This window comes from Ferroglobus sp. (assembly GCF_015521575.1).
Lineage (GTDB): Archaea > Halobacteriota > Archaeoglobi > Archaeoglobales > Archaeoglobaceae > Ferroglobus.
The window spans coordinates 1-2168 of sequence record NZ_WANY01000116.1 but is presented as its reverse complement, the minus strand read 5'-3'; the positions used below and the strand labels follow the sequence as shown (position 1 = coordinate 2168).

Here is a 2168-nt window from a genome sequence, read left to right as displayed (position 1 = left end):
ATCCACAACAGAAGAGGTTTGCAGCTAATCGAAGCGAAAATCTGGAGGCTTAGCGAGTACTATAAGGAAAAGGGAGTCCTTCCAAAAGACTGGAAGTACGATCCACAGAGGCTTGAGATCGAGCTTTCAAAGTAATGAATGCGAAAAGTTCTTGAAATTATTTCGGCTTACGGTCACGAGAACATCAAAGCCACCCATAAAACCACTTTTGAAATAACCAAAGAAAAGGATCTCACTCCAAGAGGGGATTGCATAATTGGTGTTAGGGCTGATAAATCCATTAGGGATATAAACGATGATCTGAAGAGGATTTTGAGAAGAGAGGAGAGGGTTGAAGTCGTTTTGAACCTTCCAGATTACGGTCTTGAAGAGAGGCTGTTCGGCTTCGGCTCGAAAAGGATGAGTTTTGAAGACGAAAGTGATGTGGTCGTTAGAAAGAGCGATTTTGTTTGCGGAAGAACTTTGCTGATTAAATCCAACAAAGCAGCGAGAGACTTAAATCGAGAATTTGTGGAACTTTTAAGAGATAGGAAGACACTTATCGAAATGCTCGTAGTTGTGGAAAAGTGATAAATACCATAATTTTAGTTTACATCAAACATGGATAAAATTGAAACGTCGAAGATGTTTTATCCCCTTGCAATTTCTCTCGCTTTAGGTTTTATTCTCTTCCTTTGCGGTTACGGGGTTTACTCTGCCCTATTTCTCGGAATTTTCTCGGTGAGGCATTCGATAGTCTTTTTTGTATTCGCTGTTATCTTGGTTCTTGCTTCCAAGTTCGTGGAAAGTAGGGGAGCTGAATTTCCCAACTACATACTCGGAGGGGCTATAATCTCCGGAGTGGTTACATTTATCCTCGTGAGCGTTTACAACGGTGCCCTTTGGATAGTGAAAAACGGATTTCCGAATTTGGACGTTACCCTCTTCGGAATAGGATTAGCTACGATAATTTCCTTTGTTTTGCTCAGCCTTATTTCTTCAAGATGAACTCCGCATGCTTATCTGGAACCACATCGGCTGCTTTAGTTTTTCCTTCGTAAACCTCCTTGCTAACAAAGAGCCCGCAGTAACATCTGCCGTACTTTTCGATATCCTCCTTTGCGTAAACGCACGGGCAGATGATCCTCTTGTCTATTTCTTTATCCCCTATGGGAAATCTGCAAGGGCAGTAAGCGAAACCGTACCTTTTCTTGTTTTCAAGAAGACCTTTTGCGAACTCAAGAACGAGCTCTTCGTCCTTGTTCAACTTCCATCCGTGCCTTTCAGCAACTTTTTCAAGAAGTTTCACGTACTCTTCCGGCGTCATTTTTTCAACTCCTCCACGAGTTTTTTGAGCTCGTCCTCCCTGTAGCCGACTATTACCTTATCTCCGTGAACGGTAACTGGAACTGCGTACATCCCAGTCAAATCGTGAACTTCCTTTACGACTTTATTCCTTTCCTCTCCGCTCAGTTCGTCTATGTAAATTATTTCAAAATCGACTCCGTTCTCTTCAAGAAACTTTTTAACCTTCTTGCAGTAGGGACAAGTTGTCAGGGCGTAAACTTTTACCATGAGGTTAAGTAAAATTCAAATTATAAATATTTTTTGGTTTAAATAAATCCGGCTCTCTGAAGTATGAGCAAATCTTCTGTTTCGATTTTTTCTCCCCTTTTGAACATCTCGTAGATCTCTCTTGCTCTTCTCATCAGTTCTTCCCTCTCAAGCTCTTCCTTCGATTTCGCTTGTTTGGCTCTTAGAGCTTTTATAACCTTGTCGAGGTCTTTTATGTCCTTTCTAATTCTCACGACCTCCGCGTGGCATCTATCGGCCTCCTTCTTACTCTCTACGAATTTCTTGTGCATCTCGTCAGCACTCTTCCTTAGCTCTTCGACCTTCTGTAGGATCTCTACGATCTCCGCATGATACTTATCTGCTTCACTCACGTAGCTGTTCATTTCTTCGGTAAGTTTCCTAACTTCTTCTTTCAACTCTCTAATTTTTGAAATGAGCTTTCTGAACTCTTCGTGCCTTTCTAACTGCTGTTTTCTCTCTTCGAGCTCTTTCTTCAATCTGGCAATCCTTTCAACCAAAGCTCTTTCCCTCTCTATCGTTAAAACAGCCGTCTGCTGCCTGAATTCCAACCTTCTAATCTCCTTCTCTATTTCTCCCAGCGGTCTTCCGCCTCT

General features: G+C 42.0%; 5 protein-coding genes and 1 pseudogene. 3 read left to right on the top strand and 3 right to left on the bottom strand.

All coding sequences use genetic code 11. The features are described 5' to 3' along the window. The 3 genes and pseudogenes from rps15p to F7C14_RS04835 all read left to right on the top strand — a co-directional run. Positions 1-135: pseudogene (gene rps15p, locus F7C14_RS11105) on the top strand (30S ribosomal protein S15); the annotation flags it as partial. A gap of 3 nt (positions 136-138) precedes the next feature. Beyond that, the gene (locus F7C14_RS04840) at positions 139-570 is read left to right on the top strand and encodes a DUF371 domain-containing protein (RefSeq protein WP_290900397.1); all 432 of its coding nucleotides are present in this window, start codon (positions 139-141) and stop codon (positions 568-570) included. Between the two features lie 30 nt (positions 571-600). After that, complete coding sequence (locus F7C14_RS04835; protein ID WP_290900394.1) at positions 601-987, top strand: hypothetical protein; 387 nt, start codon at positions 601-603, stop codon at positions 985-987. Here F7C14_RS04835 and F7C14_RS04830 read toward each other — a convergent pair. The 3 genes from F7C14_RS04830 to F7C14_RS04820 all read right to left on the bottom strand — a co-directional run. Further along, positions 971-1306, bottom strand: coding sequence for a ferredoxin-thioredoxin reductase catalytic domain-containing protein (locus F7C14_RS04830; RefSeq protein WP_290900392.1), 336 nt, complete (start codon positions 1304-1306; stop codon positions 971-973). The two genes, F7C14_RS04835 and F7C14_RS04830, sit on opposite strands and share 17 nt — an antisense overlap. Further along, positions 1303-1554 (bottom strand): glutaredoxin family protein, encoded by a 252-nt coding sequence (locus F7C14_RS04825; protein ID WP_290900390.1) that lies wholly within the window; start codon positions 1552-1554, stop codon positions 1303-1305. Before F7C14_RS04825 ends, F7C14_RS04830 begins: the two co-directional genes overlap by 4 nt. A 38-nt stretch (positions 1555-1592) precedes the next feature. Further along, a partial coding sequence (locus tag F7C14_RS04820; RefSeq protein WP_290900388.1) for a hypothetical protein occupies positions 1593-2168 on the bottom strand: 576 nt, incomplete at its 5' end.